General features: G+C 63.5%; 29 protein-coding genes and 1 tRNA gene. 18 read left to right on the top strand and 12 right to left on the bottom strand.

The features are described 5' to 3' along the window. Nucleotides 1–87 precede the first annotated feature (87 nt). Nucleotides 88–237 carry a hypothetical protein gene (locus AV929_RS22455; protein WP_023843402.1) on the bottom strand — a complete coding sequence of 50 codons (150 nt, stop codon included), beginning with the start codon at nucleotides 235–237 and terminating at the stop codon, nucleotides 88–90. A gap of 257 nt (nucleotides 238–494) precedes the next feature. On the opposite strand from AV929_RS22455, the gene AV929_RS16850 reads away from it, so the two are divergent. Then, nucleotides 495–1,676 (top strand): alanine--glyoxylate aminotransferase family protein, encoded by a 1,182-nt coding sequence (locus AV929_RS16850; protein WP_064288795.1) that lies wholly within the window; start codon nucleotides 495–497, stop codon nucleotides 1,674–1,676. Between the two features lie 137 nt (nucleotides 1,677–1,813). Here the strand turns inward: AV929_RS16850 and AV929_RS16845 are convergent. Next, a tRNA-Tyr gene (locus AV929_RS16845) sits at nucleotides 1,814–1,887 on the bottom strand. Nucleotides 1,888–2,153: 266 nt separating this feature from the next. Here AV929_RS16845 and AV929_RS16840 point away from each other — a divergent pair. From AV929_RS16840 to ftsZ, 3 genes are all read left to right on the top strand, one after another. Further along, the gene (locus AV929_RS16840; protein WP_050037019.1) at nucleotides 2,154–2,780 is read left to right on the top strand and encodes a zinc ribbon domain-containing protein; all 627 of its coding nucleotides are present in this window, start codon (nucleotides 2,154–2,156) and stop codon (nucleotides 2,778–2,780) included. 237 nt (nucleotides 2,781–3,017) lie between these two features. After that, nucleotides 3,018–3,194 carry a ribbon-helix-helix domain-containing protein gene (locus AV929_RS16835; protein ID WP_004515010.1) on the top strand — a complete coding sequence of 59 codons (177 nt, stop codon included), beginning with the start codon at nucleotides 3,018–3,020 and terminating at the stop codon, nucleotides 3,192–3,194. Nucleotides 3,195–3,196: 2 nt separating this feature from the next. Continuing rightward, nucleotides 3,197–4,435, top strand: a complete 1,239-nt coding sequence (gene ftsZ / locus AV929_RS16830) for a cell division protein FtsZ (protein ID WP_005537569.1) — start codon at nucleotides 3,197–3,199, stop codon at nucleotides 4,433–4,435. Nucleotides 4,436–4,539: 104 nt separating this feature from the next. Here ftsZ and AV929_RS16825 read toward each other — a convergent pair whose 3' ends face one another. From AV929_RS16825 to AV929_RS16815, 3 genes are all read right to left on the bottom strand, one after another. After that, nucleotides 4,540–5,535 (bottom strand): TIGR00269 family protein, encoded by a 996-nt coding sequence (locus tag AV929_RS16825; protein WP_014041194.1) that lies wholly within the window; start codon nucleotides 5,533–5,535, stop codon nucleotides 4,540–4,542. Nucleotides 5,536–5,622: 87 nt separating this feature from the next. Continuing rightward, a complete protein-coding gene (locus AV929_RS16820; RefSeq protein WP_014041195.1) occupies nucleotides 5,623–6,321 on the bottom strand; it encodes an alpha/beta hydrolase in 699 nt (232 codons plus the stop codon). Nucleotides 6,322–6,411: 90 nt separating this feature from the next. After that, complete coding sequence (locus AV929_RS16815) at nucleotides 6,412–7,437, bottom strand: DUF2332 domain-containing protein (RefSeq protein WP_064288794.1); 1,026 nt, start codon at nucleotides 7,435–7,437, stop codon at nucleotides 6,412–6,414. A gap of 170 nt (nucleotides 7,438–7,607) precedes the next feature. Between AV929_RS16815 and AV929_RS16810 the strand changes: the two genes are divergently transcribed. The 6 genes from AV929_RS16810 (at nucleotide 7,608) to AV929_RS16790 (ending at nucleotide 12,062) form a co-directional block, all read left to right on the top strand. Beyond that, the gene (locus AV929_RS16810; RefSeq protein ID WP_064288793.1) at nucleotides 7,608–9,086 is read left to right on the top strand and encodes an NAD(P)/FAD-dependent oxidoreductase; all 1,479 of its coding nucleotides are present in this window, start codon (nucleotides 7,608–7,610) and stop codon (nucleotides 9,084–9,086) included. Nucleotides 9,087–9,168: 82 nt separating this feature from the next. Next, a complete protein-coding gene (locus tag AV929_RS16805) occupies nucleotides 9,169–9,819 on the top strand; it encodes a hypothetical protein (RefSeq protein ID WP_196220002.1) in 651 nt (216 codons plus the stop codon). A 64-nt stretch (nucleotides 9,820–9,883) separates the two neighbouring features. Next, nucleotides 9,884–10,039 carry a hypothetical protein gene (locus tag AV929_RS21970; protein ID WP_155120760.1) on the top strand — a complete coding sequence of 52 codons (156 nt, stop codon included), beginning with the start codon at nucleotides 9,884–9,886 and terminating at the stop codon, nucleotides 10,037–10,039. Between the two features lie 138 nt (nucleotides 10,040–10,177). After that, nucleotides 10,178–11,008 (top strand): hypothetical protein, encoded by an 831-nt coding sequence (locus AV929_RS16800; protein ID WP_064288792.1) that lies wholly within the window; start codon nucleotides 10,178–10,180, stop codon nucleotides 11,006–11,008. Between the two features lie 39 nt (nucleotides 11,009–11,047). After that, complete coding sequence (locus tag AV929_RS16795; RefSeq protein WP_064288791.1) at nucleotides 11,048–11,479, top strand: CopD family protein; 432 nt, start codon at nucleotides 11,048–11,050, stop codon at nucleotides 11,477–11,479. Next, the gene (locus AV929_RS16790) at nucleotides 11,472–12,062 is read left to right on the top strand and encodes a hypothetical protein (protein WP_014041201.1); all 591 of its coding nucleotides are present in this window, start codon (nucleotides 11,472–11,474) and stop codon (nucleotides 12,060–12,062) included. Before AV929_RS16795 ends, AV929_RS16790 begins: the two co-directional genes overlap by 8 nt. Here AV929_RS16790 and AV929_RS16785 read toward each other — a convergent pair. The 3 genes from AV929_RS16785 to AV929_RS16775 form a co-directional block, all read right to left on the bottom strand. Next, nucleotides 12,040–12,786: a class I SAM-dependent methyltransferase gene (locus AV929_RS16785; protein WP_064288932.1), complete on the bottom strand. Its 747-nt coding sequence runs from the start codon at nucleotides 12,784–12,786 to the stop codon at nucleotides 12,040–12,042. The genes AV929_RS16790 and AV929_RS16785 overlap by 23 nt on opposite strands. Nucleotides 12,787–12,934: 148 nt before the next feature. Further along, nucleotides 12,935–13,768, bottom strand: a complete 834-nt coding sequence (locus tag AV929_RS16780; protein WP_064288790.1) for a deoxyribonuclease IV — start codon at nucleotides 13,766–13,768, stop codon at nucleotides 12,935–12,937. 118 nt (nucleotides 13,769–13,886) lie between these two features. Beyond that, nucleotides 13,887–14,201 carry a hypothetical protein gene (locus AV929_RS16775; protein WP_008308090.1) on the bottom strand — a complete coding sequence of 105 codons (315 nt, stop codon included), beginning with the start codon at nucleotides 14,199–14,201 and terminating at the stop codon, nucleotides 13,887–13,889. A 241-nt stretch (nucleotides 14,202–14,442) separates the two neighbouring features. Between AV929_RS16775 and AV929_RS16770 the strand changes: the two genes are divergently transcribed. Next, a complete protein-coding gene (locus tag AV929_RS16770; RefSeq protein ID WP_064288789.1) occupies nucleotides 14,443–15,192 on the top strand; it encodes a helix-turn-helix domain-containing protein in 750 nt (249 codons plus the stop codon). Between the two features lie 75 nt (nucleotides 15,193–15,267). On the opposite strand, the gene AV929_RS16765 is transcribed toward AV929_RS16770, so the two are convergent. From AV929_RS16765 to AV929_RS16755, 3 genes are all read right to left on the bottom strand, one after another. Next, nucleotides 15,268–16,062 (bottom strand): biotin/lipoate A/B protein ligase family protein, encoded by a 795-nt coding sequence (locus tag AV929_RS16765; protein WP_014041205.1) that lies wholly within the window; start codon nucleotides 16,060–16,062, stop codon nucleotides 15,268–15,270. Between the two features lie 450 nt (nucleotides 16,063–16,512). Then, on the bottom strand, nucleotides 16,513–16,989 hold the full coding sequence (locus tag AV929_RS16760; RefSeq protein ID WP_050037027.1) for a cupin domain-containing protein: 477 nt from the start codon (nucleotides 16,987–16,989) through the stop codon (nucleotides 16,513–16,515). 145 nt (nucleotides 16,990–17,134) lie between these two features. Then, nucleotides 17,135–17,812, bottom strand: coding sequence for a helix-turn-helix domain-containing protein (locus AV929_RS16755; RefSeq protein WP_064288788.1), 678 nt, complete (start codon nucleotides 17,810–17,812; stop codon nucleotides 17,135–17,137). A gap of 88 nt (nucleotides 17,813–17,900) precedes the next feature. Here AV929_RS16755 and AV929_RS16750 point away from each other — a divergent pair, with 88 nt between their 5' ends. The 4 genes from AV929_RS16750 (at nucleotide 17,901) to AV929_RS16735 (ending at nucleotide 21,831) form a co-directional block, all read left to right on the top strand. Next, nucleotides 17,901–19,538 carry an NADH-quinone oxidoreductase subunit D gene (locus AV929_RS16750; protein ID WP_064288787.1) on the top strand — a complete coding sequence of 546 codons (1,638 nt, stop codon included), beginning with the start codon at nucleotides 17,901–17,903 and terminating at the stop codon, nucleotides 19,536–19,538. A 64-nt stretch (nucleotides 19,539–19,602) separates the two neighbouring features. Beyond that, complete coding sequence (gene msrA, locus AV929_RS16745; protein WP_023843406.1) at nucleotides 19,603–20,127, top strand: peptide-methionine (S)-S-oxide reductase MsrA; 525 nt, start codon at nucleotides 19,603–19,605, stop codon at nucleotides 20,125–20,127. Further along, on the top strand, nucleotides 20,124–20,543 hold the full coding sequence (locus AV929_RS16740; protein WP_014041210.1) for a thioesterase family protein: 420 nt from the start codon (nucleotides 20,124–20,126) through the stop codon (nucleotides 20,541–20,543). Before msrA ends, AV929_RS16740 begins: the two co-directional genes overlap by 4 nt. A 103-nt stretch (nucleotides 20,544–20,646) precedes the next feature. Then, nucleotides 20,647–21,831: an AI-2E family transporter gene (locus AV929_RS16735; protein ID WP_064288786.1), complete on the top strand. Its 1,185-nt coding sequence runs from the start codon at nucleotides 20,647–20,649 to the stop codon at nucleotides 21,829–21,831. Between the two features lie 4 nt (nucleotides 21,832–21,835). Here AV929_RS16735 and AV929_RS16730 read toward each other — a convergent pair whose 3' ends face one another. After that, entirely contained in the window at nucleotides 21,836–23,068 is a 1,233-nt protein-coding gene (locus AV929_RS16730) for a DolP-mannose mannosyltransferase (protein WP_050007078.1), read from the bottom strand. 661 nt (nucleotides 23,069–23,729) lie between these two features. Here AV929_RS16730 and AV929_RS16725 point away from each other — a divergent pair. From AV929_RS16725 to AV929_RS16715, 3 genes are all read left to right on the top strand, one after another. Then, nucleotides 23,730–24,638: a serine/threonine-protein kinase RIO2 gene (locus tag AV929_RS16725; RefSeq protein ID WP_008308075.1), complete on the top strand. Its 909-nt coding sequence runs from the start codon at nucleotides 23,730–23,732 to the stop codon at nucleotides 24,636–24,638. Nucleotides 24,639–25,333: 695 nt separating this feature from the next. Continuing rightward, nucleotides 25,334–25,756 (top strand): metal-dependent transcriptional regulator, encoded by a 423-nt coding sequence (locus AV929_RS16720; protein ID WP_064288785.1) that lies wholly within the window; start codon nucleotides 25,334–25,336, stop codon nucleotides 25,754–25,756. A gap of 170 nt (nucleotides 25,757–25,926) precedes the next feature. Continuing rightward, nucleotides 25,927–26,253, top strand: coding sequence for a NifU family protein (locus tag AV929_RS16715; protein ID WP_014041215.1), 327 nt, complete (start codon nucleotides 25,927–25,929; stop codon nucleotides 26,251–26,253). The last annotated feature ends 153 nt before the right edge of the window (nucleotides 26,254–26,406 follow it).

Genomic DNA, 26,406 nt, shown 5'->3' with positions numbered 1-26,406 from the left:
GCTGTGGTACGCGGCACCAATCTAAAAAAGGGCAGTGTAGCCCGATAGCAGGCAGTCCGGTGGACGTGCCAACGTGGACGCCGGGGGCTACGTGAGCCACTTCGTCCGGCGGATGTCGTACGCACCGCAGTCCGGACACGAGTGGTACTGAACGTCGAACGACGCCTGGCACACCAGACAGGTGTACCGGCGTCTCGGTTCCTCCCCAGGGGACACGGCGTTATCGAACAATCCCATCGACGACCACACACTCCCTTCGCAGTACGAGAGTAAAAACAGGGCAGATCGTTCATGCACATCATATCGTCGCTGTCTTGCGGTTACGATTATGGGGGAGGGTGGTGTCCGCTGGTGACTGGCAACACAAACGTGATCTTTGAGAGAGGTTTTGGAACGGGAGGTTGTCGTCCCAGCGAAGTTGTGAAGCCGACCTTGCCCTGACCAGAGAGTCGTGACCGCGGATTTTAATGCCCAGTCATCAGGTAACACACGCTATGGATGAGGCACCTACTGTCGATGAGTTGACACCGCCGGACCGAACGCTGATGGGTCCCGGCCCGAGCGACGTGCACCCGCGTGTGCTCAAGGCGATGAGCACGCCGCTGGTCGGCCACCTCGACCCCTCGTTCATCGAGATCATGGACGAGGTCCAGGACCTCCTCCGGTACACGTTCCGAACGGACAACAAGTGGACGATTCCGGTCTCCGGGACCGGCTCCGCGGCGATGGAGGCGGCCATCGGCAACGTCGTTGAACCGGGCGATACGATGCTCGTCCCGACGAACGGTTACTTCGGCGACCGGATGGCAAGCATGGCCGAGCGCGCGGGCGGCGACGTCGTCACTGTCGACGCTCTCTGGGGCCAGCCGCTCGACCCGTCAGCGGTCGAAGCGGCATTCGACGAACACAGTCCGGACGTGTTCGGGTTCGTCCACGCCGAGACCAGCACCGGCGTCCTCCAGCCGTCCGTGCCCGAACTCACTGATATCGCCCACGCGAACGACGCGCTGGTCATCGCCGACAGCGTGACCTCGCTGGGCGGCGTCGAACTCCGCGTCGACGAGTGGGGCATCGACGTGGCCTACTCCGGCCCGCAGAAGTGCCTCTCCTGTCCGCCGGGTGCGAGCCCGCTCACGCTCAACGACGACGCGATGGACAAGGTCCTCTCCCGCGAGTCAGAGGCCCGCTCTTGGTACCTGGACATCTCGCTGCTGGAAGGGTACTGGGGCGAGGAACGCGCCTACCATCACACGGCCCCGATTACGAACGTGTATGCGCTCCGTGAGGCGCTTCGCCTCGTCGCCGAGGAAGGCATCGAAGAACGCTGGGACCGCCACCTGCGCGTCGCTGGCGCGCTGAAAGCCGGCGTCGAGGGCATGGGACTTGAGATGAACGCCCCCGACGACTTCTGGCTCCCGAGCCTGAACACCGTCCGCGTGCCCGACGGCGTCGACGACGGCGCAGTCATCCAGCACCTGCTGGACGAGTACGACCTCGAAATCGCCAGCGGTCTGGGCGCACTGGCAGGCGACATCTGGCGGATCGGCTGCATGGGCCATTCGGCCCGACGGCAGAACGTCAGCTACCTGCTGACGGCACTGGGCAACGCGCTCGGAGAGCAGGGCGCGACCGTGGACGTGGACGCTGGGCTGGCGGCGATGAGCGAGCGGTTCTGACGCTGTACTGAGCCGTCCCCGACGATTTTATTTCACGGATCTGCTGGAACAGGGTTGTCTCACGTAGCGCCGTTGTCCGAAGTCATGCGACAGACCAAGTCCTGTTCACAGTCACTCGACACCGACTGAAAACCAAGTCCGCCCTCCCCGATTTGAACGGGGGACAAGTCGATCTACAGTCGACTGCTCTACCAGTCTGAGCTAAGGGCGGTCGACACCCGAAAATACCCCGCCGTCCAGACTTAAGGATTGTTATTCGTAGAGGGTGCGCCGAACGGTCACACGACGCGGAGTGACACACCGGCTGGTGTCAGACACGTCTGACCCCGCTTCCGATCTTCCGATAGGCGGACCGAAACGGTCTACGAACGGTGTCCGACCGAACAGAGATGTATCGCGTCATGCCGGTAGCTGACGGGCGTCAGACAGCGCGGGAAGATTAAAATACCAGCCTGTATAATACCCTCATCGAGCCCGATGAGTAAGATAACGTTCCGTGCTGACGACGACCTCATCGACCAACTCGAGGCATTCGACGCCTCGAAGAGCGAGGTCATGCGCGAAGCACTCCGGGAGTATCTCGGAGACGCGTCACCGTCAGCGTCGGAACCACCGTCGGCGGCGTCGGAGTCCGTGACCGACGCCGAGACGATCGACGAGCTCATCGAAGACCGCGTCGACAGTATCATCGCCGACCGGCTGCAAACGCGACAACCGCGCTCGCAACCGCAGGATGTCAACGTAAACATCTCGTTAGACGGCGTAAGCGCGGGGGCAGCGAGCGCCGAAACCGAGCAACAGCGCGCCGGCGGCCGAGGGGAAAGCACCGAGAGCGGACGGTCCCACGACGAAAGTCAAACGTCTGATACGAGCGGGCGTAAGACAGAAGCGGAAACACGGGACAGAGCCGAGACGGAAGAACGTAAGACGTGTGCGCAATGTGGTGAAAACTTGGGTTCTGACCACGTTTACTGCCCGAACTGCGGTGAGAAAGCGTCCCGCCGGGTGTTCTGTGACTGCGGCGATGAACTCCGGTCGGACTGGGGATTCTGCCCGGGTTGTGGGAGACGAACGCCTGCGGCGGATGTCCTCGACCAGACCTAAACCAGCGTTTGCACGCGATAGACGCGCTCAGACGCCGTAAACGGGAAAGTGTATGACACTGCCCGTAAGTTTTAATACATCAGGGTCAGTGGTTTATTCTGCGTAAGACGGTCGTCTTACACAGCGACGAACGCGAGGGGATGCCGCCCTCGTACTGCGGTTTCGCTGTGTAAACACTCGTGCGGGGCGTAAACAGGTCCCGTCCGGGCCGTCTTACCCAAGGGGAAACTACCAAACATGGAGCGTGTGACACTACGGATTCCGAAGCAGCAGATTGAAGAGGTCGAACAAATGGTCGAGACGGGCGAGTACCCCAATCGGAGCGAAGCGATTCGCTCGGCGGTTCGGGAGATGCTCGCCGAAGAAGGCTCCGAACAGGCCTCCGAAAAGAAGCGGTCCTGGGCCAAGGTGTAACGATGCAGGATATCGTCAACGAGGCCCTCGAACGCGACGAGCAAGAAAAGAAGAAGATGTCCGACGAGGACGTCGACGGGTTCGGAGACCCGCGCATCGTCATCGTCGGCTGTGGTGGCGCCGGCAACAACACGGTCAACCGCCTGTACAACATCGGCGTCGAGGGCGCTGACACCGTGGCCATCAACACGGACAAACAGCACCTCAAGATGATCGAAGCCGACACGAAGATTCTGGTCGGCAAGTCCCTCACCAACGGCCTCGGGGCCGGCGGTGACCCATCGATGGGCGAGCGCGCGACGGAGATGGCACAGGGGACTATCAAGGAAGTGCTGGGCGACGCTGACCTCGTGTTCGTCACCGCCGGCATGGGTGGCGGCACGGGGACTGGCGCGGCCCCGGTCGTCTCGAAGATTGCCAAGGAACAGGGCGCAATCGTCGTCGGCATGGTGTCGACGCCGTTCAACGTCGAGCGAGCGCGGACGGTCAAGGCCGAGGAAGGCCTGGAGAAGCTCCGCAACGAGGCGGACTCCATCATCGTGCTGGACAACAACCGCCTGCTCGATTACGTCCCGAACCTGCCAATCGGCAAGGCGTTCTCCGTGATGGACCAGATCATCGCCGAGACCGTCAAGGGCATCTCCGAGACCATCACCCAGCCGAGCCTCATCAACCTCGACTACGCCGACATGACATCCATCATGAATCAGGGCGGCGTCGCGGTGATGCTGGTCGGCGAGACCCAGGACAAGAACAAGACCGAGGAGGTCGTCAAGGACGCGATGAACCATCCGCTGCTTGACGTCGACTACCGCGGTGCGAGCGGTGGCCTGGTCCACATCACTGGCGGCCCGGACCTCACGCTGAAGGAGGCCGAGGGCATCGCACAGAACATCACCGAGCGGCTCGAGGCCGACGCCAACGTCATCTGGGGCGCGCGGATTCAGGAAGAGTACAAGGGCAAGGTGCGAGTCATGGCCATCATGACCGGCGTCCAGTCCGCCCAGGTACTCGGCCCGACGACCCAGAAGCAGGCCAACAAGTCCCGCGAAGCAATTCAGGAAGTCGGTGACGACACGTCCTTCGACGCGTCCGACAACGTCGAAAGCTTCGACAGCCCCGCCCCGAACAGCGGGAGTCAGAACAGCGGCGGTCGCACCACCGGCTACAGCGAGACCGACGGCGGGCAGGACCAGCGCGAGAAGAACAACGGACTCGACGTCATCCGGACGAACAAGTAGCGACGTCTACGACTTTTCTTTCGGTTTCTACGGCCGCGAGCGACGCGATCGGTACAATAGTATACAGAACCGATACGTGTACGTCGGGATGTCAGACACGCGCGTCAGACCGCTTCCAGCGCGTCCAGCAGATTGCACTTCCGGCAGAGGTCCCGCGCCGTCGGTGCGCCGCAGTTGTCGCACTCGCCGTAGTCGGTGTCGCTGTTCTCGCCGCCGTAGGTGTCGGCGGCTAACGCGGCGAGTTTTTCGTAGCCGGCCATAATCGAGTGGCGGGTTCCGGGGTGGTTCTCTTCGAGGCCAAGCATGAGCTCCTGTATCTCGCCGCGGTAAGCCTCCTCGGCGTGGGGACATTCGGTGATGTGCGCCGGGAGATCTTCGAACCGGGCGTACAGCGCGACTTCCTTCTCCGGGATGTCACGGAGCGGCTTGGCCCGTGGGATGTGGTGGTCTTGCGCCTCACGCGTCTGCTCCGTCGGTGCGTCGGCGGACGAGTCGAACGGTCCCAGCGACGCTTCGAAATGCTTGGCGATCTGTGAGATATCGCCTTCGAGGAAGTTCATCAGTGCCGTCTCGGCCTCGTCGTCGAGGTTGTGGCCGGTCAGCAGTTTGTCCGCGTCGAGTTCGTCCGCGTACTTCGAGAGGAGGTCACGGCGGAACACACCACAGTAGGCGCAGGCGGCCATCCCCTCGGGGTCGTCCTCGACGACGTCGTCCATCTGGACGCCGAACTCCTCGACGTAGGAGACGGTGACGTGTTCGATGCCGAGGTCGTCGGTCAGTTCCTCGCAGGCCTCCAAACTCGCGTCGCGGTATCCCTCGATGCCCTCGTGAATAGAAAGGGCGACCAGTTCGATGCGGGGGTCCTCGGCGAACGTGTCGTGCAGAATCTGCGTGAGAACGACGCTGTCTTTGCCGCCCGAAAGGCCAATTACCCATGTCTCGGGGTCTTCGACTGTGGCGTCGTCGGACACGAGCCCGTCCTCGCGGATGCGACGGCGGACCCGTTTTGTGACCGCTCGGCAGAGATGAGACTCACAGAGGTGAAGCCCGGAATAGGCCGCATGTAACACCGCGTTCTCGCCGCATTTGTCGCACTCCATCGTGACGAGTAGTCGTGGCCGCAATGGTGAGAGGGTTTCGTCTCGGCCACGACAGGCCAGGTCGTACCGAATCGATCACAGCCACACTCACAGCGTGTCGGGGCCGTGCTGTAACGCGTCGAGGACCATCTCGACGGTGTCCTCGCGGCCGCTCGACGAGAACAGTTCGTGGCCGCCGTCGTACAGCCGGATGCGGTCGGCCGGCAGGCGCTCGCCGACGGCACGCGGGTCGACGACTGTGTCCGTGAGCGAGCAAAACGCCGCGGCGGCGTCCCGGGCCGGCGGCAGGGACCGCTGGGCACGAAACACCGTCCGAAGGAAGGCGGGCGAAACCGACGACGGAGCCTCCGCGAGTTGCTGGGCCGTCGCCAGGTCGCCGATAGCATCGGCGTCCAAGGTATCGATAGGGATGAACGGTTTCGTGATCGGCAGGGACGCGACAGCGTCGAGTACCGACCGCGGAGCCGGCAGGTCGGTGTCCCACCATGGGCTCAGGTACACCCGATTGCCGATGCCATCGGCGTCGATGTGGGCCGCTGTCAGCCCGCCCGCGCTGTGGCCCAGCAGGTCGAACCTGCCGAGGTCGGCGGTGTACTCCTGAACCGGACCGACCCACTCCCGCCGGTAGTCGGTGATATGTGTCGGTAGTTCGACGGCGTGGACGCGGTATGCCGCCGCAAGCTGGTCGACGAGCCACTGGACGTTCTGGTGTCGGCAGCGGTTCCCCCAGCCGAGGACGAGCAGGCAGTCCTGGGTAGCCCCCTCGTCGTACACGCGAATCTGCATACGCGACGTTCCCGCGGCGGAGACATAAGCCCGGGTGAACGCCTGACAGCCGCCCGTCGTGTTGCCGGCGTGGGTAGCCAGTTGGTGCGCTCAGGGCCGCCACGATAGCCACGCCCCGTGTGGCTCGTAGTCGACGAGACGTGTCGTTTCGATGCCGTCATCAGTCCAGCGCCTCCAGTCCAGCCTCACCGACTCGCCGCCCGACAGGTCCCGCTGACCGGTGAGCCAGTGCAGCGGGCGCTGGGCCATCAACTCTTCGAGAAACGCCGTCAGCGCCTCGCTCAGTTCCGCCGGGACCTGATACAGCACGAGCGTGTTGACGACACAGACCGGGACGTCGGACGGAATCTCGTCGAGCAGCGCCGGCAGGTCATCGAGCATATCGCCCTCGATAAGCTCGGGCGGGTCGTCCCGCGCAACGGCCAGCGCACCGTCTAAAACGGCGCGCCGCGCCCCGTGTTCGGGCCAGACGAGCGCGCGGAGCCAGTCCCTGTCGGCCTCGTCGGTCACGTCGAGCGGATTGCGGTCGAGACCGACCCGGGAGCGGATAGCGGGCGGCGTTTCCGGAAGCGGCGGGTCGCCACGTCGGACGCTGCTCCCGATGGTGACCGGCGAGTCGCTGTTACCCACTACGCAACCGTCGTAATCGTAGCGGTAGCGGTCAAACAGCAGGTTCAGGCCGGCGCTCGGACCGAGTTCCACCAGCGCGAGCGGCCCGTCGGCGGCGCTTGCCACCTGTGCGATGGCCGGGTAGAGGACCGCACTGCGCCGTACCGCGTTCGTCTGCGTGCGCCGGGTCCGCAGGAGCGGTCGGATATCGTCGGCACGGTCGAGACAGAACTCGCGGAACGCTGGGAAGCACCCGTCATCGGGGTCGTGTGCCGTCTGGGTAATGCTCGGGTAGTACTCGGCCAGCCGGTGGTTGGGATGCCGGTCGAGCAGGTACTGCACCGCAGCCAGCAGGAGATGCGGGGCCTGGCGACCTTCGGGAACGGTCGCTGCGATGTCGAGGATATCGCTGTCTTCAGCCGCCTCGCGGCAGAGATGGGCGTACAGCGGGGAGGAGTCCGCGGCCCACGTCGCCAGATCCCGGAACTGCGTCTGGAGGGATGACATAACGGCGGAGACACCGCACTGGCAGATGAGTGTTCGGCTCCCGGTAGATACTATTTAGACCGCCACACATGTAGCTGGACCAATGAGTCTGTGCCGGCAAAACGAACTCGGACGAGTCACAGTCCTCACCGCGACGAGTGGGTGCGGGATACTCTCACAGGTGGGCCGTCATGGGAACTGAATCCGCGGACGTGGCCGTCATCGGAGGCGGTGTCGCCGGTATGAGCACGGCCGCACGATTGCAGGCAGACGGCTACTCGACGGTCGTTCTCGAACAGCACCACAGCGTCGGTGGTTGTGCGGGCTACTACGAGCGGGCGGGATTCCGGTTCGATGTCGGCGCGACGACACTCGTGGATTTTGTCACGGGGGGTGTCGGCGGCCAGCTGTTGTCGACTGTCGGCTTCGAATCCCCATCAATGGAGAGACAGGACGCCTACGACGTCTGGCTGCCGGACCGGACAGTGACGCTGTACCGCGACCAGACTGACTGGGACGCCGAGCGGCGTACGAAACTCGGCGACGACAAGCGACATCTCGCGTTCTACGACTTCATCGACGACCTCTCGGCGCGGCTCTGGCGGCTCACCAGAACAGACGTCAAGATGCCGATACGGAGCGTCGGCGATCTCGTTCGGAACGCCCGCGCGGTCGGCCTTCGGGACCTGCCGCTGGCCAGATATCTCCGCTGGACGATGGCCGACGCGATGCGCGCCCACGGCGTGTACGACGACCGACCGCTCCGAGCAGTCGTCTCGATGCTCGTCGAGGATACGGTCCATGCCACGCTCGACGACGCGCCGCTGTTAAACGCTGTCCTTGGAATGACGATCCGTCGGACAGGGCTGGGCCGGGCGACCGGCGGGATGTACGGCTTCTGGGAGTCCTTCGTCGACCAGTACACGGACATCGGCGGGCGAGTCGAGACCGGTCGAACCGTGACTGCGGTGACCGGCTCCAACGGCGGCTTTCGCGTGGACTCGGCGGCTGGTCCGGTCCACGCAGACCAGGTCGTCAGCACTGTCCCAGTTCCCGTTACCAGAAGCCTCGCACCGACGGTCGTCGGCGACAGACTCGACGACTACTGTTCGATGCTGCAAGCCCACGAGGGGAGCGCACTCGTGCTGTTTCTCGGCGTCCCGGCAGCCGAGGTCGACAGCCGCGAGCGGACGCACCACCAAATTCTGCAGGCCTACGACGAACCGCTGGGCAACGGGAACAACATGTTCGTCTCCGTCTCCGCGCCGGGTGACGACGTGAGCGCACCGGCAGGGCACCGGGCAGTCATGCTATCCACCCACTGTGCAGTCGAGCCGTGGCAAGGCCTTGACGAGGCGGCCTACGGGGAACAGAAGGCGGCCGCTCGCGAGCAACTGCTGGCGGGCGGCCGGACCGTCTATCCCGACCTCGGGACCGACCCGGTCGTCTCCGAGGTGGCGACGCCGGTCACCTACGAGCAGTTCACGAAGCGACCCCGCGGGGCTGTCGGCGGGTACAAGCAGACGCGGGCAAACGCGAACCAGGGGGCTGTGCCACAGAACATCGGTATCGAGGGGTTCTACCTCGCGGGCGACACCACCTGGCCGGGGCTTGGCACCGTCGCCTGCGTCAAAGGGAGCAAAATCGCGGCCGATCACGTTCGTCGGTGAGCATCACAAGGTGGCATGGCGAGCCGCAACGCGACGGGCGCGGAGAGTCAGCGTTTAGGCCGCCCGACCGGTAGAGGGGACAATGAGTATGGACCGTCCGGAGGCAGTCGAGCGCGTCGAGGAGATCGTCACGACGGTCGAAGCGGAGACGATGCCGGTCCCGGTCCGGGAGGTGTGGGTGTACGGCGACGTGGCGCTCGGGCTGGACCCGGTCGAGCGACTGGACGTGTACGTCACCAAGGACATCCTGTTCAAGGACGCGCCGGAGCGCGCCGAGGAGTTCCAGCGCAGTCACGGCGTCGACGGCGTCGGCAAGACCGTCCGCGCCGCGTGGGCCGACGAGCATCCCGAGTACATCCGCGCGAACGCCAACGGCCACGCCGCGCCCGAAAAGTGCCTCGCCGCCCACCTCCTGAACGACGACGAGCCGGTCCATCTGGAAGTGTGTAACGCCTCCTTCGAGGACAACGTCACCCAGCGGCTCAAGGGGGCGAAGATGCGAAACGACTACGAGCAGATTCTGGACCCGCGCGGGGCCTGCCTGTGGCTCGACGGCGAACGGTCGCCGGAGGCGTTCCAGAAGCTCCGTGACAACGAGTTCGTCTTCCCGACGCTGACCCAGTCGCTGTCGATGCTCGGGATGGACGAGACGGAGGCCGGCGACGCCGCCGACGCGGTCAAAGAGTACCGGACACAGCAGGAGGGAGCGACGGTTCGGGGCGACGTGGTGTAGGCGGTCGCCGCCGGCTTTGGTAGGCCGATTACTGCAGCCAGGGCGCGGCGACCGTCGAGAATCGATGTCCGCAGGCGGGACATTCGACGAGCCCCGAGCCGAGCTCGCCGTCGTCGACGGCAGCGAACCGGCGGCTCCAGGTAACGTGTCGGCACTCCGGACAGCGGCGGACGAGCGGTGGTATCATGTGGAGACGCGAATCGGTACGTGTCGTCCGTAGCTGCTCGCCCCGCAAGGGTCTATCGGTGGGTGCCAACGCCCCGCACGGAACCGCCGGGCGCGAACACAGCCCATGACAACTACAACGCGGTTTTGAGCGAACAGAAGGAATACACCCACACCACGGGAAGGGAATCGTATGCAACGGACGCGACGAGCGACCCTGGGACTGGTCGGTGGCATGGCGATGGGTGCCCTGAGCGGCTGTCTCGCGCCGGGCGGGAACGGCAGTGGGGACGGCGGCACGGAAACACGCACGCATCCGTCGCCGGGAACTGCTCCCGACACCGAGACAGACGACGGAGCCACCGACACCGAGACGGAGGACGAAGCCACCGATACCGAAACCGACGACGAAACGCCGACGGACACGCCGAACAGGCTGCCCGGCGACCTGGACCGGGTCGATACGCCGCCGTACGAAATCGAGGACATCAAATGCAACATCGACGACTCCGGCGAGGGCGACCGCGACCCGCTGTATCTCTGTGCAAACATGCCGGCCGAGCCGTCGCTGTCGTTCGAGCAGGCGTCGACGCGAGGGACGCTGTTTGCTGACGAAGGGCTGGAGTTCGTCGAAGACAACACCGACGACCAGCTCTACGCGACGCTGCTGACGGATGCGGACGACATCGAACGGTTCGAAAACGACAGGGGTGACGCCTACAGTCTCGCCGCCGACACCGACTTCGAGAGCCACGCCGTGCTCGTCGTCCAGACCGGCTGGGGGTCCGGTTCGATCGTCCCCCACCTGAAACGCATCGAGGAGACGGCGGACGGCATCCACGCGTTCGGCTGTTACACACAGCCCTGTGTCTACACCAGCGATTTCACCGCCCGGTCGACAGTCGTCAGGTTCGAGCGCCCGGACGCACTCGACAGCGGCGTCGTCAGCCTGACCGTCGACCCGTCGACACGGTACAACGTGGCGACGGGCGAGGACGTAGTGACAGTCGACCGGTCGGAGTGACCCCCTGATTCTTTGCGACCTGCCGGTGAAGCGACAGCTATGGCAGCCCTCCCGATTCGAACCCTCCACGTCCTCGCGATGGCGGTCCTCGTCGGCGGCACGACCCTCCTCTGGTACAGCTATCGGAGCGGCGCTATCGCTTCGCTCGCGCCCGCGCGACAGTTCGAGTGGCTGTTCTGGGCCGGCGTCGGCGTGCTCGTGTTCACCGGCGTCGGCAACCTCGGCACGCTCGGGCCGCCAGGACCCGGAACCGATTGGGGACGAACCCTGCTGGCGAAACTCATCGTCGTCGTCGCCATCGTCGTCGGGTCGGTCGTCCGGACGCTCCTCCTCGTTCAAGCCAGCGACCGCGAGGCAACATCCGGCGACCTGTCCCCACCCCTTCGGCGAACGCTCTCGCGGGCCTACGGCGCGACGGCGGCCGTCCTCCTGAGCATCGTCGTCCTCGCGGAGGTACTCGCGCATGGCTGAGGACCAGCGTGAGCGGAGAGGTGAAAGCGAGATAGCGACCGGGACCGAGACCGAGCCAGCGTACACCGCGGAACGGGCCGACGCGCGACGGGTATCGCTCGTGACGTGGACGCTCGCGACCTTCGACACCGCCCTGTTCGTCCTGCTCGGCGTCCTCGCCGCCCACGCGAGCGGCGGCCTCGCCGACCTGCTTGCCGGGCTGAACACCCTCGTCGGCGTGGCCGTCTTCTGCTACCTCTGGGCGCTGTTCGTCCTGGCGGTCCGATGGGTTCACGGCCGGGTGGCGCTTGACTCGGCAGGAGTCAGCACGCTCGTCCTCCACGGAGTTGCGGCCGGCTGTGCCACCGGCGTCGCGTTCCTGCTGGGTCTGTTCGCGGTGGCACTCGTGCCGACGCTACAGAGCGGCGGGGTCCGACTGCAGGCGGTGCTGCTTGTCTTGCTCATCGGGGCCGGTGTCGCCGCTGTCGTCGGCGGCGTCGTCGGACTGGTCGCCAGCCTGCTGGACGGCGCAGTCTACAGACTGGCGGGCTATTTCCTCCCTGAAGCCGAGAACGAGCAGGTCACTGAACCTCGCCGACGGTAACGAAGAACGGGACCGTCTCGCGGCGTTCGTAGGCCTCCGCTTGCATCTGCTCGATTACGTCCCGGCCCATCGACCGCCAGCGCTCGCGGAGCGCGTCGTACTCGGCGGGCGTCGCATCGCCGTTGAGAATCGTCTCGCGGTTGTGTGCCAGTCCGGTTCCAGTGGCTTTCCGCTGGGCCGCCTGCATCGCCGCGTCGTCGTAGGGCGGCTCGATGCGCTGCTCCTGGTCGTACTGCGTCGTCGAAACGACGGTCAGCTCCGCATCGCTGAACACGTCGGCGGCGTCACTACCGAGGGTCACGTCTGTCCGCACGCCATCGAGGAACAGCCGGCGAGCGCGGCGGGCCAGTGTCGGCTCTGCGTCGACGGTCGACTCGACGGTGACGGCGGCGTTGTTCGGCTCGATGGCGGCCACGCGGTCGGTGGCGACGCGGGCGAACTCCCGCACCGCGATTTCGGGGTCAGGGAGGTTGATGAGCAACGCCTGACACACCACCAGGTCGAAGCTGTCGTCGCCGAAGGGGAGTCGCGTCGCGTCCCCGCAGACGATCGGGTCGCCGGCGGCGGCCAGCAGGTCCGTATCGGCGTCGAGGCCGACGACCGTTCCGTCGGTCTCCTCGCGGAGGACGCGGGTCAGCTCGCCGGTCCCACAGCCCACGTCGAGGACGCGCTCGCACTCGTCTAACTGCAGGTCCGAGAGCGCCGCACGGGAGTCAGCCCACATCCCCCGGCGGGTAGTTTCGAGGTAGTCGGCGGAGAACCTGCGCACAGTTCGTCAGAGTCGAGTCGCCCTCAAAAGTACCGCGGTCGAACGCGGTCGCTCACCGCGCCACAGAACCGAGAGAAGTCGGACCTACTGCGCCCGATGGCGGCTATTCGCCGCGGAGTTCCTTGACGCGGTCGATGTTCCAGGCGAAACTCTTGCCGTTCTCGGTCGGCGTCTCAAGCACCAGCGGTACGTCGCGGATAGCGTCGTGGTTGACGAACGCGTGCATGCCGTCCTCGCCGATGTGGCCCTCGCCGATGTGGGCGTGTTCGTCCTTGTTCGTCCCGCACTCGTGTTTCGAGTCGTTGAGGTGGACACAGGCGAGGTCCTCAACACCGACGACCTCGTCGAACTCCGCGAGCGTCTCGTCGACGGCCTCGGGTGTCGAGAGGTCGTAGCCCGCGGCGAACATGTGGGCCGTGTCGAGACAGAACTCGATATCCTGGTCTGTGCGTTCACGGACCGTCGCCAGATGCTCGAACTGGCCGCCGAGTTTCGTCCCGCTACCGGCGTCGGACTCGACCAGCACGGTGACGCCCTCGGGGATGTCGAGGTCGTCCAGTACGCTCGCGGCGTTGTCCAGGCCGCCGTCGACGCCCGCGCCGGTGTGAGCGCCGAGGTGGACGTTGACGTACTCGATGCCCAGCTTCGCGGCGGCGTCGACCTCCTTTTGCATCGAATCGAGGGACTTCTCGCGGAGGTCGTCTTTGGGCGTACAGAGGTTGACCAGATACGACGAGTGGATGACCCACGGGCCGACGCCGTGGTCGGCTGCGAGGTCGCGGAACTGCTCGGCTTCGTCGTCGTCGATGTTCGGGTCCTGCCAGACCTGTGGCGAATGGGAGAATATCTGCCCGCAGTTGCCGCTGTACTCGACCTGTTCCTCGACGGCGTTGTAGACGCCGCCGGCGATAGAGGTGTGTGCCCCGACTCGTACCATGCACACCGGTCAGTGATGCCCGACAAAAGAGGTTCCGGAGTGCCACGGTCGGTTATAGCTCGTGTCCGGATTTCGCCGGGCGGGACGACAGACCGGGGAACAGGGATACCCGACCGCCTCAGACCCACTCGCGAACGGGCGGGATCATGCGGAGGCTCGATAGCGCGAGGTATGCACCGAACAGGACGAGAACCACGCCGATGGCCGCTGGAAGCGGCGTTGCTGACATTAGTAACGCTGCGCCCCAAGAGGCCAGTACGATGCCGATACCGACCAACATGAGCGTGCCGAGCGCGCCAAGCACTGCGTCCTCGGTAGCCACCCGAACAACCGCGTACAGTTCTTCCTCGGAAAGCGTTGCGGCGCTGCCGTCGGCTGCCTGAGGGTCGGCGGAGGTGTCGGCAGCGTCGTCATCAGCGGGGGACGAGACCATGCCACTGCTTGGCCGGGTTGCCACAAAACGGTGACGTAGCTCTGTTGTCAGGAACGTTGGACAGTCCGCCCTCGTAGCCCGTCATTGCAGGCGTGAGGGTCACGATGAATCGACCACCGCACCGACATCGGTGACCTCGCTGTCGAATATATTCTTATCAATAGCCAACTATCTAGTTTTGAGCGTCTTCAGTCGACTGATAATCGACTTATACTGGTCTCGATAAGTTAGTAATAGCCAAATGACCGAATCACAGGCCGCAGTAGATGAAACACGCGAGTTCGAGTTCGTCTTGCAGTTCGACGCGGGAGCCGATAGCCTGATGGACGTGTTCCGGCAGCACGAAAGTCTCTCTGTGTGGTCCTCGGCCATCTTCGTCGGTGACGACCATATGTGGCGGCTGGACCACGCGAAGGGGACGCCCGAGGCCCTGAGTGCGTTCGACGAGGTCTTCCTGGACGAAGATCGCTGTAACGAGTGTTTCGACGTCGTGAGCTGTGATACGACGCGGACGTACCACGTGCTGGACCGCGGGGAAACGTCGCGGACGGTGTACACGTTGCGTCGCGAAATCAGCGGCTGTCAGTCGCTGCCGAGTTTCCTGCACCGACACGTCAGTGACGGGGCTATCTTCGAATCCCGGCGGACTGGCGACGAGTACCGCTGGCGCGTCCTCTATCCGGGGTCGAACCCCATCGGCGAGGTGTACGACAGAATCGAATCGAGCCTCCGCGATGGCGTCACACTCTCGGTGTCTCACATCACCAGTGCTGGAAACTGGAAGGCCACCGAACGGGTCGCGACGAACTTCTCGCCCCAACAGTGGCGGGTGCTGAAGGCCGCCGTGACCCACGGCTACTACGAGCGGCCGCGGGAAGTCTCGGTCAAGGACCTCGCATCGATACTGGACGAGCCCCGGTCGACCGTGCAGTACCAGCTCCGGACTGCCGAGGACCGCCTTATCTCGCAGTTTGTCGAAGAAACACTCTGAAGGGCGATCTTTCAGGGTAGGACGCGGCTCGTGGTGGCCCGGCACGGCCGTCATCGCCGGACCGCACCGCCAGCGTCAGGGCGACCGGCGAATCCACTCGTCTGCGTCGAATTTATCCCTCGCGTGCTCGCGTGCGCGTAAGAGTTCGTCATCCGTCCACGAGCCCTCGGTCGCGTCGACCCACTCGGCCAGCGTCGAGCGGAGCGTCTCGACGGCTTCGGCGCGGTCGATATCGGCGTATTCGTCTATCGCCCCGACACGTTCGGTGAACCGCTCCGAGTCGGGGTCGGCGGTGAAACAGCCGCAGTGGCGGTCGGGGCGCAGCGAGACGGACAGGGAACCGTGCTGAATGACGGCGTCCTTCTGGCGGTACTGCGCGTTCCCGCTGAGTTTGCGGCCGTCGGGGCCGACGATATCGTGGGCCGGATGGAGTTGCCGCAGGTAACAGGCCGGCTGGTGGACCGCCGACCGCTCGTCGTCGGCAAACGACGCGTCGACGCCCATGCGCTCGAACGCGTCCAAAACGGGCTCACAGAACTGCTCGTAACACGCCATCAGATCGCCCGGCACGGCGTCGGCCGGCGCGATGATGCCGTACGAGATGTCCGCCACGCTGTCGTGATAAATTGCGCCGCCACCGGTGGGTCGTCGTGTTACCCCAATATCCTCGCGCTCGCAGAACGCCCAGTCGATCGTGTCTGGGTCCTGTCCGTAGCCCAGCGACAGCGTATCGGGCCAGGTGTACACCCGCACCGTTGCCGGACCGCCAGCCGCGACGGTTTCGGCAGCGGCCGCTTCCAGTGCCATCGTCATCGGTCCGGGTCGTGTTTCCTCGCCGATGACGCGCCACTCCAGGTCGGCCAGTGACATACCTGGGCTTCGTGACGCGATGCGATATGAATTGCGGGCTAGCAACGGGTGGAATGACTGACGGGGTCGTTGTTTATGCAAAGAGCCAGAAAGCCCCGGCCGGCTGAACTCGGGGGGCTCGCTGCGCTCCTTGTCACACCCTCCGGTCGTTCCTGTGGTGCTTACATCGCCCGCCTTCGTCCAGCCGCCCACCGGGAGACCTGCGGTCTCCCGAGCAGTCGGCGCACAGCGCCGACAACGCCCCTTTCAGTCCCGCCCAGCATTCTTTGTCCAACCGGCTACGGGTGGGACTGAAAGGGGCCGCTCGCTCGACGTTCGAGGCGATGCAAGCACTGACGAGCGACGTTGAGGAGCGAGGGAGCGCGCAGCGAGTCGCAGGAGTCGAGCGAGCGGGGGCTTTCTGGCTGTACAAACACCTGTTACCAATCACGAGAGCGATAGAAGTAGGCCCTAGCCCTGGACGTTCCCGCAGTCGGTACAGGTGAGTTCGAACCGACCCTCGGCGAGGGCGACGCTCTGGGTCGTTTCTTCGTCGCACTCCGGGCAGTGCGCTCTCGATTCTAGCTCGTCCCAGTCGTGAGTTGCACCGGGCGCGCCAAAGGCCCAGCCGATGACGCGCTCGTCGCCGGAGTTGTACCCTTCCTGAAACTCGCCGGGCTCGAAGCGAATGAGTTCGCCGCCCGAAACATCGACTTCCTCGCGGTCGAGGCCGACCTCGAAGGTGGTCTGTCCCTGTTCGATGTAGAACACCTCTTCTTGGTCGTGGTGGCGGTGGAGGCTCCCCGAGAAGGAGTCGCCAGGTTCGAGTTCGAAGTAGTTTGCCGCGAAATGCTCGGTCCCGAGTTTCCGGGAAACGGGCTTGCGGATGTCGTGTACCTGCATCGGATTCCGTTCGACCGGTACGTCGTCGATAGTTACTGTGTTCATGGTCGGTGTTGTCCTGAGTCGGGCTACCGCTGGCCCCTGTGATGCGTTCGCAATCCAGCATTAGAAGGCACTGTTCCGGAGTTTATAGTTTTTCCGGGAAGACATACGGTAGTCAGCCGCTCCGGCGGTCCCCGGGTAGAGCGGACTACTCCGCTGGTACGGGACGCTGTTCGAGTACGTCAGCCATCACATGAGCCTCGGCCTTCCTGAGGTGTTCAGCGGCAGTTCCGGGGGCACAGCCCAGTTCGTCGGCGACGTCGTCGACGCTCCCCTCGCGGGGGTCAGCGTAGTACCCGCAGTCGACAGCGGCGGCGACAGCCTCGAACTGGCGGTCGGTGAGCGCCGCCCCGGTGTCGAGCCGCCGGCTGTCGTACTCCCCCACCTCCCGAACGTCGACGGAGACGCCGTCTGGCACCGTCTCGATTGCCTGCTGGACCGTCCCGCCCGGACCGACCAGCGTGAGTCCGACCGTGCCATCGGCGTGGTAGGCGACCGGCGAGACGATGACCAGGCCGGCCCGTGTGAGCGCGTCGACGAGGTCGTGGCCGGTCGTCGACGGCGAGTCCTGTACGTAGAGGTAGAACGTCTCGTCGGGGCACGTCGAAATGGCGTACTCCCGGACGGTGTCAGCCTGTTCCAGCGCCGCCCGGTAGGGCTCCGGCGGGAAGCCGTCGACATGAAACAGCAGCGTCTGGAGGTCGGAACCGATGTCGTTGCCCCGGAGGAGATAGCTCGCCTCGTAGCCGTCGTGCTCAACGACGAACTGGTGCATCGAGTGGCGGACCTCAGGGGCCATCCACAGCGAGAGCGTGACGTATTTCATACCTGGCTGTTCCGAGCAGTATTTAAAATAACCTCGGGCATGAGGGGACAGGTCGAGGGACGCAAACGCCGAACGCACGGTCACGGAGATGGCCCAGACAGTCCACCGAACCGACGATGTCCATCCGCTTATCGAGCCGATCGCCGACCACGTCCTTTCCACCGAACGCCACGAGAACGCCCCGGCTGCTGTCATCCGTGCTGACGAGGTCCAGACCGTCCTCTCAACGCTGCGAACCGAGGCCGGTCTGGACCACTGCGCCTGCGTCACAGCCCAGGAGTACGCCGACCGGTTCGAGACGATCTATCATCTGCGACGCTACGCCGACCCGACACAGGAACTCTCGGTCGTCGTTCCGACACCCAGAGAGTCGCCGACCAGCGAGTCAGCCGTTCCCGTGTACCCGACGGCGGCGTGGCACGAGCGGGAGGCCTACGACCTGGTCGGCATCGAGTACGAGGACCATCCGGACCTCCGGCGCATTCTCCTGCCCGAGACCTGGCAGGGCCACCCACTGAGCCGGGACTACAATCAGGACCAGCCACAGATCGTCTCCTTCCGGGAGCACGAGCGCCTGCTCGAAGACCGCCGTGAGGGGCCGGAGACGATGCACCTCAACATGGGGCCACACCATCCCTCGACGCACGGCGTTCTCCACCTGAACGTCCAGCTCGACGGTGAGCAGGTGGCGGCCGTCGACCCAGACATCGGCTACATCCACCGCTGTGAGGAACAGATGTGCCAGCAGGGGGCCTACCGCCACCAGATCATGCCCTACCCGGACCGTTGGGACTGGGGCGGGGCCGGGCTGTTGAACGAGTGGGCCTACGCCCGCACGGCCGAAGACCTCGCCGACATCGAGGTGCCGGCGTATGCCCAGGTCATCCGGACGATGGGCGGCGAACTCTCGCGAATTCTCTCGCACATGCTCGCGGTCGCGACCTACGCGCTGGACGTGGTCGGGGAGTTCACCGCCACCTTCCAGTGGGGGGTCCGGGACCGCGAACTCGTGCAGGACATCCTCGAGGACCTCACCGGCCAGCGGCTGATGTTCAACTACCTGCGGCTGGGCGGCGTCGCCTGGGACCTGCCCGAGCCCCGCGAGGCGTTCTTCGAGAAGATACGCGCGTTCCTCGACGACCTGCCGCACAAGCTCACGGAGTACCACGACATGCTCACCAGCAACGAAATCCTCCAACTGCGAACGGTTGACACGGGCCACCTCCCGGCCGAGACCGCGAAGGCCTATGGCTGTACCGGGCCGGTCGCCCGAGCCTCCGGCGTCGACTACGACCTCCGGCGGGACGACCCCTACGGCTACTACGACGAACTCGACTGGTCGGTCGTCACCGAGCAGGGCGGCGACAACTTCTCGCGCCTGCTCGTGCGCCTGCGCGAGGTAGAGGAGTCCGCGAAGATTATCCGCCAGTGCGTCGACCTACTGGAGGATTGGCCCGAGGACGACCGCGAGATTCAGGCCAACGTCCCCCGCACGCTCCGGCCCGACCCCGACGCCGAACTCTACCGCGCCGTCGAGGCCGCGAAGGGCGAACTCGGCATCTACATCCGTTCGGACGGGACGGAGACGCCAGCCCGGTTCAAGATCCGCGGCCCCTCCTTCTCGCACGTCCAGGCACTGTCCGAGATGGCACGCGGCGAGTACATCCCCGACCTCGTGGCGACGATCGGTAGTCTGGACACTATCATGGGCGAGGTCGACCGGTAGGCCGATGTCCGTCTGGGACGAACACAGCCAGTGAGTTTTGTACGCCGGGCACGTACGTCCGGTGATGACTGAACAAGCGACATTCGCGGGCGGTTGCTTCTGGTGTACGGAATCGGTGTTCAAGCAGGTCGACGGCGTGACCGATGTGGTCTCGGGCTACGCCGGCGGCCACGTCGCCGACCCCAGCTACGAGGCGGTCTGCCGCGGGGAAACGGGCCACGCCGAGTGCGTCCAGCTCACTTTCGATCCGGACGAGGTGAGCTACGAGGACCTGCTCGCGGTCCACTTCACGACGCACACCCCGACGACGAAAGACCGGGAGGGCAACGACGTCGGCACGCAGTACCGCTCGGCCGTGTTCTACCACGACGAGGCCCAGCGCGAAACCGTCGAAGCCCTCATCGAGGAGATAGAGCCGGGCTACGACAGCGACATCGTCACCGAAGTCGAGCCGCTGGAGACGTTCTATCCCGCGGAAAAGTACCATCAAGACTACTTCGAGAAGAATCCGGACCAGAGTTACTGTCAGTTGACCATCCCGCCGAAAATCGAGAAGCTCAAAGAGAAACACGCGGAACTGCTGGCATGAGCTTCGAGTACACGACGGAAGTCGAGGTCCGGTACACGGACATCGACACGTACGGCCACGTCAACAACGCGACGTACGCGACCTACTTCGAGGAGGCTCGCATCGACTACCTGCACGACGTGGTCGACTGTGGCGAAGCGCTGCTCTCGGGCAGCGAGTCGGGCACCGGCATGGTCATCGCGAACCTCGAAATCGATTACATCCAGCCGGTCCGGATCAGTGACTCCGTCGCCGTTGCCGTCCGGGTGCCCCGTCTGGGCGGGAAGAGCTTCCCCTTCGAGTACGAGGTCCGGACCGAGGACGGTGTGGCTGCGACCGGGGAAACGACTGTCGTCACGTACGATCGCGACACGGAATCCTCGCGTCCGATCCCCGAAGACTGGCGGGAGGCGATCACGGAGTTCGAGGGGCTGTAGCCACAGCCGATAGCGTGACGCCGCCCATTTCGTTCCGCCACGCTAGAAATCATCGAGCCGACCGGTGGTTTTATTTTTCATCGAGATGTTGTATTGAAAACATATGGAATATAGTACCGACCTCGGACGGCGCGCCCTCTTTGCCCTCGCAGGCGTAGCACTCCTCCTCGTGGTCGGGTTCGTCCTGTCCCAGTTCCTCCCGACGCTCGTGTTTACCGTCTTCCTGTACTACGCCAGCCGACCGATCTATCGACGGCTCGGGCGGCTTCCGCTGCCCGATTCGTTCCTGAATCGAGCCGTCCCCTACCAGAAGCAGGTCCACGCGGCGGCCACGATCTTCTTCTTTCTCCTGCCGTTCGTGGTTCTGGTCGGCTACACGCTCGTCCTCATTGTCCCCGAATTACAGGCGTTCTTCGGCGAGGGCGGCTTGGGCGCGGCGTACCTCGCGCAGTTCCAGGATCTCCAGGGTGGTTCACTGCCGGGGCCGCTCGCCGACCTCGGCTTCACCGATTTGCTGGCAATGGGACCGGCTGAGGTGATCGACCTGTTGCGAAACGCGACAGTCCAGTCGTGGCTGGGGCAAATATCCGATACGCTCATCGGCTCCGTGAGCATGCTTACGGCGCTACTGCTGCGCGTGTTCATCGTATTCGCTGGAACGTACTACCTGCTTACCGACGGACCGCGCCTCGTCGGCTGGTTCCTCGACACCTTCGACGGGTCGGGCGTCCTCAGGGAGTACGCGGCAGCAGTCGACGAGGAACTGTCCTCGATTCTCTTCGGGAACATCCTGAACGCACTGGTGACTGGTGTAATCGGGATTTTCGTGTTCTCGCTGTACAATCTGGTCGCTCCCGGCTCAGTGCAGATTCCGTTTGCACCACTCGTCGGCGCACTCACCGGCATCGGGAGTCTCGTTCCTGTCGTCGGAATGAAAATCGTCTACCTGCCCGTCGCTGCACTGCTTGCGATCTCCGCTGTCGTCACGGGACAAACGGCGGCCCTGGCTTGGGTCGTTCTCTTCCTCACAGTCACGCTGGTCGTCGTCGACACCATCCCGGATTTCCTGATTCGGCCGTACGTCAGCGGCGACCTGACCCACATTGGCCTGTTGATGTTCGCGTACATCTTCGGACCGATCGTGTTCGGATTCTACGGCATCTTCCTTGGCCCGATTCTGCTGGTCCTTGCCGCCCAGTTCTTCCGGATTCTCGTTCCCTACATCATCACGGGCTCAGTCGAAACGACGCAAACGTCGCTCTCCGACTACGACTCCGCGGAGTCGTAACGGGCTATCCGTTCCCGAGTCGAGCGCTGGCGGTCCCGAAGTCGAGACACCGACTGTCTACCGACGAGTCGACTCGGTCGAGCCACCGCAGTTCCATCAGCGAGAGCCGGTAGTGACACGTCGACGGCTCGATCTGTTGCCAGTAGATGTATCGGACGTCGGGTACTGGTTCGGCCTCGTCATAGGCCGCTGGAAGGTCGTGGGTTTCGAGGTCCGACATCGGCACCGGTCCCGGCGTCTCGACGGGTGTGAAGACGACGCCGACGCTACCGAGGAAGGCGACGTTCACGACGAGGACCAGCGCAAGGACGACGCCGAGATTCTGCGCCTGTTGTCGGTCGCGAAGCACCGTCGCGATCATGCCGATACCGATTGCGACGAACGCGAGCCCCGGAATGAGGTCGGTGTAGCCGCCTGTTTCGAAATCGACGAACAGTATCAGAAACGCGAACCACGCTGCGCCGACCGGAATCCACCATTCGGTGCGCCCGGCAACGCCCTCAGTGTCTGTGAAACAGCATCGAGCGGTATGAGCGAGGCCGAGCCCGCCAAGCAAGACGAACGGTGACGCCCATTTAAAGTGGACGACACCGGCGACGAACCGAGCGAGCAACGACGCGTGTTCCTCCGTTTGTAACGGTACGAGGAGAACCTGAACGACCATCTCCGAGGCTGAATGCCAGAGGAGAAACACCGGCATCAACATGACGACGGTAAAGCCGAGACCGCCGGCGACGACACGCTCAAGCGCCCGCGTGTCGCGCCGTTGGATCGCTAGACCGACCACGATCAGCGGGAAGATGGCCCCAGCCTGCCAGTATCCAACACTGGCTGCCGCAGCCACGCCGCTCAGTGCCGGGTAGCCACGCGTGTACAGATATATCGCCAGTAATCCACAGAGAACGAGGAGATATTTCGCTTTGAACCCATACGCCGGCCGGACGGCAAACCCCGGCAACAGGAACATCGACAGGCCAGCCAGCGGCGCAGCGATATCGTCGCCAGTGATGTCATAGACCAGTATCACGACGAGTCCGACGATTGCACACACCGCGCCGCTCATCAGCACCACGCTGAGGAGGTGGAGTCGGTACATATCGCCACCGGACAGCAATGCCAGTATCTCTGTCGTCTCGTAGGACAGCGGGAACTTCGGTTCCCAGGCGTCGACGTACAACCGCCCTCCGCGTGTCAAATACCAGCCGAGATGCTGGAAGATACCAGCGTCGGGTGCCATAGGCGGTCGAGTGGAATCGAGTGTGATTGTCAGGAAAAAGTACAGTTGCGTGCCGACGGCAAACAGTACCGGAAACGCGAGTCGTCTATCGTGGGGATGGAGGGCAAGCGAGCGAAGCAAATCTCTGAGTTGATCTTTGTTTCGTCTGCTCACACGGGCTGTTTGTGTTCAGGAGACCAAAAGTATAGACTAATTTAGAATATATTCAGTAGCCAAAGGCAGCTACTGTTCGCATTACATATACTGCTACCGAAGTTAGGATTGTATTTGTAGATTGATGTGTAGCTCGCAACCCCTTTCAGACACCGTTCATATAAAGGAAGCCTGCAACCGGTCAGAGCCAGCGTTCACGAGTCCTCAGTCGTGATTTGAGCTACAGAGACGTAATACAGCGGTGATACCCGACCGATAATACTACTATGTGAACCTGTACTCATGTGGGTTAAAGTATTCCTACTCGGCAGGACATTGTCTCAGACGCTGTTGGGCGCGAAACACCGAAATCAGGTCCGTATCGGAGTAGCTAGATACCCATATCAGCCCGATTGCAAACCGAACAGCGACGAGGCCGAGACAGGATTTTGTATAGCGAATGCTAATTTATTGATGCCATCCGCCGAACGCGTCGGCCTTTTACCAGTTGGCCCAGTAGAGAACCCTAATGGTCCAGAACGTGGCTTCAGTGATGGCGGAGCTGGAACCCGAGGACTTCCATCTGCTCTCTGGCGTCGAACAGGGGATGCGGTTCTCGGAGTACGTCGCCCGCGAGAAGTTGACCGAATTCTCCCGGCTGACGACGGAGGACGTCGACTACCGGCTCGACCGGTGTGCGGACCGGGGGCTGGTCGAGCGCAAGACCATCCAGTACGAGGGGTTCAAACTCACGTTCGAGGGGTACGACACGCTTGCGCTGCACACCTTTGCCGAGCGCGACACTATCGAAGGAGTTGGGTCGCCGCTGGGCGTCGGCAAGGAAAGCGACGTGTACGAGGCCCAGTCGTACAAACCGGTAGCGCTGAAATACCACCGCGAAGGGTACACCAATTTCCGCGAAGTGATGAAAGAGCGGGAGTACACTGCCGACCGCGACCACGTCTCCTGGCTCTACACCGCCCGGAAGGCCGCCGAACGGGAGTACGATGCCCTCGAAACGCTGTATCCGGACGTATCAGTCCCACAGCCTATCGACACGAACCGCCATGCGATTGTCATGGAGAAGATAGACGGCGTCGAACTCTCCCGAACGAAACTCGAACCGGAACAGGTACTGCCGATTCTGGATCTCGTGCTTGAGGAGATGCAGACGGCCTACCGCGAGGGGTACGTCCACGCGGATATGAGCGAGTACAACGTCTTCGTCACGAACGAGGGTGTCGTCGTCTTCGACTGGCCCCAGGCCGTCCCGACCGACCACGAAAACGCCAGGGAACTGCTAACCCGCGATGTGGAGAACATCGTGAGTTACTTCGAACGAAAGTACCCGCAGGAAATCAGTGACGTGGACAGGGACGCAGTCGCCGAACGGCTGGCGACCGACGCGTTCGAGTCTATTACCGAGTTTACCGAGTAGCGACGTTTTAGCCGCTATGCACCTTCTGTTGGCTGTTCACGGACGAGTCGGAGCTTGGCCGATCGCGGGCTGAATAAACCATATAATGCGATATCAAATCGGTCAAACCGTACTGAACGGGTCGATTCGAGACAGCGGTGAGAGAGGCGGTGTGTTCCGGGTAGCGAAGCTGAGTGCCACGCGACGGACTCGCTGCGTCGGACAGCGGAGTCAACTGTTCCATTTACCGACTTCGCAGATTGGATTAGGCAGTCCTAAAAACCGCAGACGTTTTATATTATTAGGTTGGCCTAAAACATATGGCAGACGACGGTACTGCGTGCGGGGCACAAACGGGGAGAGACCCGCAGAGGACTCGATGGCGAGCGGTGTCGTATCGTCGAGGACGACGTCGGCACCCTTCGCGGGGTAGCGGCGTGCACCGCGGGCCATATCCCGAGGTCCCAGTGGCGAGCAGTTGCTCGACCGCCCGTGCTCTGCCGACACTATTGGGGGGCGTCTGCCTGATGAGTGGCGACAGCGATAGCGGGATATCGGGGGAACCGAACGATGGGTAAACGCCCGCAACGGTCGCGCGCTCGACTATGGACTTGGGCCTACGCGGTGGTCTTCGGGACCGGTGAGCAGTCGACAGGGGAGTCGACGGCCAGTACGCCCGCAGCAAGCGGCGGGGATGGGGCGGATTCGGCGGAGCGATGAGAACGGCACCGGAGTATTTGCTGGCGATCTACATCGCACAGCACCGGGACGACCCGCCAGTCGCACCGGGAGAGTTGGGGGAGATGCTCGATCGGTCTCCGGCGGCGGTGACGGAGATGTGCCAACGACTCGCCGAAGACGGTCTCGTCTCCTACGAGCCCTACGATGGGGTGACGTTAACTGAATCGGGGCGCGAGGAAGCCACAGAGTTACACGAGACGTACGTGACCGTCTCGTGGTTCTTCCGAGGCGTGCTAGATCTCGACGACCACGAGACGGAGGCGATGGAACTGGCCGGTCTGGTCAGTCCGATGGTCGCCGAGCGGTTGGCGGCTACGCTCCCCTGTGACGCCGGGGCGGAGGGTACACGGGAGGTTAGCGATTCAGACTCGACGACCTCCGATGGGGACACTGCGTGAGGGGGCTGTACTGTTCAAGACCTATTTTAGGCCGTGCGAAAAGTTGATAGAATTGATATAGTAAAAATTCGGCTTGCCAAGATTCTGGGTTTTGGCGGCCTAAAAGATGATATTTTAGGCCCCCCAAAAACACCAGTTTTATGATATGTTGGTGCGTAGGTAGAGGTGTCATGAGCGCAGAAGGACTCGAACGACAGACGCGTAACTACTTGAGCAACAACGTCCCGCAGATCCAGCAACACGGCGGCAACTTCGAGGTCCGCGAGGTCGACGAAAGCGCAGGCACAGCCACCGTCGCTATCGGCGGCGCGTGTTCGGGGTGTGGCATCGCTCCGATGACGATGAAGGCAATCGAACAGCGACTCCCCAAGAGCGTCGACGGGCTCGAAGACGTCGAAGTCGTCCGCTCTGGCGGACCGCGCGCCGCGGTCATGCCCTCGAAGACCGACGACATGGAGGAGATGGACGAGTACGAGGATTACAGCCCGCCGTTCTGAGCGCCCGCTCGTATCCGGATCGCAACTGTCGACATTTGCCCGGTACTGACCGGGACTGGGTTTTATTCACACCGGACAGCGTTCGCCGTCGAGGAGAGATCGGTTGACCGGTCGGGCTGCCGTCAGTGTGTGGACGGAGTCAGGTAGCTATCT

Source organism: Haloarcula sp. K1 (genome assembly GCF_001647155.1).
In the GTDB taxonomy this organism is placed as follows: Archaea; Halobacteriota; Halobacteria; order Halobacteriales; family Haloarculaceae; genus Haloarcula; species Haloarcula hispanica.
The sequence above is the reverse complement of the archived record's forward strand: the minus strand, read 5'-3'. Positions and strand labels throughout refer to the sequence as shown.

Bases quoted from the DNA above. Each gene is read 5' to 3' on its own strand.
- AV929_RS16740 (WP_014041210.1), top strand. From the start codon at position 20,124: ATGAGCTTCGAGTACACGACGGAAGTCGAGGTCCGGTACACGGACATC.
- AV929_RS16770 (WP_064288789.1), top strand. From the start codon at position 14,443: ATGACCGAATCACAGGCCGCAGTAGATGAAACACGCGAGTTCGAGTTC.
- AV929_RS16755 (WP_064288788.1), bottom strand. From the start codon at position 17,812: ATGAAATACGTCACGCTCTCGCTGTGGATGGCCCCTGAGGTCCGCCAC.
- AV929_RS16840 (WP_050037019.1), top strand. From the start codon at position 2,154: ATGAGTAAGATAACGTTCCGTGCTGACGACGACCTCATCGACCAACTC.
- AV929_RS16810 (WP_064288793.1), top strand. From the start codon at position 7,608: ATGGGAACTGAATCCGCGGACGTGGCCGTCATCGGAGGCGGTGTCGCC.
- AV929_RS16800 (WP_064288792.1), top strand. From the start codon at position 10,178: ATGCAACGGACGCGACGAGCGACCCTGGGACTGGTCGGTGGCATGGCG.
- AV929_RS16785 (WP_064288932.1), bottom strand. From the start codon at position 12,786: ATGTGGGCTGACTCCCGTGCGGCGCTCTCGGACCTGCAGTTAGACGAG.
- ftsZ (WP_005537569.1), top strand. From the start codon at position 3,197: ATGCAGGATATCGTCAACGAGGCCCTCGAACGCGACGAGCAAGAAAAG.
- AV929_RS16765 (WP_014041205.1), bottom strand. From the start codon at position 16,062: ATGTCACTGGCCGACCTGGAGTGGCGCGTCATCGGCGAGGAAACACGA.
- AV929_RS16825 (WP_014041194.1), bottom strand. From the start codon at position 5,535: ATGGAGTGCGACAAATGCGGCGAGAACGCGGTGTTACATGCGGCCTAT.
- AV929_RS16835 (WP_004515010.1), top strand. From the start codon at position 3,018: ATGGAGCGTGTGACACTACGGATTCCGAAGCAGCAGATTGAAGAGGTC.
- AV929_RS16750 (WP_064288787.1), top strand. From the start codon at position 17,901: ATGGCCCAGACAGTCCACCGAACCGACGATGTCCATCCGCTTATCGAG.
- AV929_RS16775 (WP_008308090.1), bottom strand. From the start codon at position 14,201: ATGGTCTCGTCCCCCGCTGATGACGACGCTGCCGACACCTCCGCCGAC.
- AV929_RS16720 (WP_064288785.1), top strand. From the start codon at position 25,334: ATGAGAACGGCACCGGAGTATTTGCTGGCGATCTACATCGCACAGCAC.
- AV929_RS16780 (WP_064288790.1), bottom strand. From the start codon at position 13,768: ATGGTACGAGTCGGGGCACACACCTCTATCGCCGGCGGCGTCTACAAC.
- AV929_RS16850 (WP_064288795.1), top strand. From the start codon at position 495: ATGGATGAGGCACCTACTGTCGATGAGTTGACACCGCCGGACCGAACG.
- AV929_RS16730 (WP_050007078.1), bottom strand. From the start codon at position 23,068: ATGGCACCCGACGCTGGTATCTTCCAGCATCTCGGCTGGTATTTGACA.
- msrA (WP_023843406.1), top strand. From the start codon at position 19,603: ATGACTGAACAAGCGACATTCGCGGGCGGTTGCTTCTGGTGTACGGAA.
- AV929_RS16795 (WP_064288791.1), top strand. From the start codon at position 11,048: ATGGCAGCCCTCCCGATTCGAACCCTCCACGTCCTCGCGATGGCGGTC.
- AV929_RS16725 (WP_008308075.1), top strand. From the start codon at position 23,730: ATGGTCCAGAACGTGGCTTCAGTGATGGCGGAGCTGGAACCCGAGGAC.
- AV929_RS16715 (WP_014041215.1), top strand. From the start codon at position 25,927: ATGAGCGCAGAAGGACTCGAACGACAGACGCGTAACTACTTGAGCAAC.
- AV929_RS16760 (WP_050037027.1), bottom strand. From the start codon at position 16,989: ATGAACACAGTAACTATCGACGACGTACCGGTCGAACGGAATCCGATG.
- AV929_RS16805 (WP_196220002.1), top strand. From the start codon at position 9,169: ATGAGTATGGACCGTCCGGAGGCAGTCGAGCGCGTCGAGGAGATCGTC.
- AV929_RS16820 (WP_014041195.1), bottom strand. From the start codon at position 6,321: ATGCAGATTCGCGTGTACGACGAGGGGGCTACCCAGGACTGCCTGCTC.
- AV929_RS22455 (WP_023843402.1), bottom strand. From the start codon at position 237: ATGGGATTGTTCGATAACGCCGTGTCCCCTGGGGAGGAACCGAGACGC.
- AV929_RS21970 (WP_155120760.1), top strand. From the start codon at position 9,884: ATGTCCGCAGGCGGGACATTCGACGAGCCCCGAGCCGAGCTCGCCGTC.
- AV929_RS16790 (WP_014041201.1), top strand. From the start codon at position 11,472: ATGGCTGAGGACCAGCGTGAGCGGAGAGGTGAAAGCGAGATAGCGACC.
- AV929_RS16735 (WP_064288786.1), top strand. From the start codon at position 20,647: ATGGAATATAGTACCGACCTCGGACGGCGCGCCCTCTTTGCCCTCGCA.
- AV929_RS16815 (WP_064288794.1), bottom strand. From the start codon at position 7,437: ATGTCATCCCTCCAGACGCAGTTCCGGGATCTGGCGACGTGGGCCGCG.